The sequence below is a fragment of the Endozoicomonas sp. ALB115 genome (assembly GCF_049310245.1).
Classification (GTDB): Bacteria; Pseudomonadota; Gammaproteobacteria; order Pseudomonadales; family Endozoicomonadaceae; genus Endozoicomonas.
Genome location: NZ_JBLYZG010000167.1, coordinates 1 through 1,950 on the forward strand (window position 1 = coordinate 1; position 1,950 = coordinate 1,950).

The 1,950-nt window shown below is 49.9% G+C and carries 1 protein-coding gene; it reads right to left on the reverse strand.

Annotated elements, in window-relative coordinates:
• A partial coding sequence (locus ACO6VE_RS24365) for a DUF1601 domain-containing protein (protein ID WP_422464080.1) occupies positions 1–1,919 on the reverse strand: 1,919 nt, incomplete at its 3' end.
• Between the last annotated feature and the right edge of the window lie 31 nt (positions 1,920–1,950).

Here is a 1,950-nt window from a genome sequence, read left to right on the forward strand (position 1 = left end):
AACAGGTTGGCGATATGCTGAGGAATAAAGTGGTCTTTCTCTTCTTTTGATTTGGCTTTGGTTTTCACATGGTACAAAAGCGCGGCCAGGGCCTCTGTGAGGATCGCTGTCTTCTCCAGCTCCAGCTCCAGCCCGTTGTCCACCAGTTTTGCCAAGGCCCACAGCAGATTGGCGATATGCTGAGGAATAAAGTGGTCTTTCTCTTCTTTTGATTCGGCTTTGGTTTTCACATGGGGTAACAGCGCGGCTACCGCCTCGGTTAGCTTTGGTGCCTTCTCTAACGCCAGCCCATTGTCCACCAGTTTCGCCACAGCCCACAGCAGGTTAGTGATACCTTGAGTGTTGAAGTGGTCTTTCTCTTCTTTTGATTCGGCTTTGGTTTTTACATGTGGCAACAGCGCGGCCACAACTTCTTTGAGCTTCGCTGTCATCTCCAGCCCATTGTCCACCAGTTTCGCCACGGCCCACAGCAGGCTGGTTATATGTTGAGGAATAAAGTGCACTTTCTGTTGTTTTGATTCGGCTCTGGTTTTTACATAGGACAAAAGTGCGGCTACGGTCTCTTTGAGCTTCGGTGTCTTCCCCAGATCCAGCCTGTTGTCCACCAGTTTCGCCACGGCCCACATCAGGTTGGCGACTTCCTGTGGATTGAAGTGGTCTCTCTCTTCTTTTGATTCGGCTTTGGTTTTCACCCGGGGCAACAGCGCAGCAACGGCAACTTTGAGCTGCGGTGTTTTCTCAATCTCCAGCCCGTTTTCGACCAGTTTCGCCAAGGCCCACAGCAGATTGGCGATATGTTGAGGAATAAAGTGGTCTTTCGCTTCTTTTGATTCGGCTCTGGTTTTCACATGGGGCAACAGTGCGGCGACGGCCTCTTTGAGCTTCGCTGTCTTCTCCAGCTTCAGTCCGTTGTCCACCAGTTTCGCGAAGGCCCACAGCAGGTTGGCGATATGCTGAGGAATAAAGTGGTCTTTCTCTTCTTTTGATTCGGCTTTGGTTTTCACATCGGGTAACAGCGCGGCTACCGCCTCTTTGAGCTTCGGAGCCTTCTCCAACTCCAGCCCATTGTCCAACAGTTTCGCCATGGCCCAAAGAAGGTTGGCGGTCGCTTGAGTGTCGAAGTGGTCTTTCTCTTCTTTTGATTCGGCTTTGGTTTTCACATGGCGTAACAGCGCGGCCACGGCCTCTTTGAGCTGCGCTGTCTTCTCCAGCTCCAGCCCGTTGTCCACCAGTTTCGCCAGAGTCCACAGCAGGTTGGTGGTAGCTTGAATGTTGAAGTGGTCTTTCTCTGCTTTTGATTCGGCTTTGGTTTTCACATGGGGCAGCAGCGCAGCTAAGGCCTCTTTGAGCTTCGGTGTTTTCTCCAGCTCCAGCCCGTTGTCTACCAATTTCGCCAACGCCCACAGCAGGTTGGAGATATGCTGAGGAATAAAGTGGTCTTTTTCTTCTTTTGATTCGGCTTTGGTTTTCACCCGGGGCAACAGCGCAGCAACAGCCTCTTTGATCCTGGGTGTCTTTTCCAACTCCAGCCCGTTGCCCACCAGTTTCGCCAAGGCCCACAGCAGGTTGGCGGTACCTTGCGCATCAATATCCCTGGTTTCAGGTTTTTGGTTGCACTTAAGTATTACCAGATCAAGCAAATTTGACAGTAGAACAGCTTGAGTTTCCTTAACACACGCATCCATGTATGTATGAGGGGTAAAAACACCCGCCGAAGTAAATGAATGAAACGTTGTCGTCAGGCTTCGCCAGCCCCACAGGGGTGTCGCTTTAAAATTGTGTAACAATGGTATCAGTTGACGTTGTTCACTGTGATTTAAAGATCGTTGTGACGCTAATGTGTATTGTTTAATTAAAGTGGCAAATTGACTGTGTTTTTTCCCATTATAGCGATCACCAAAACGAGCAGATATGCTCACCAGGTCATCCATTCTTTCTTGTGTGATAAGA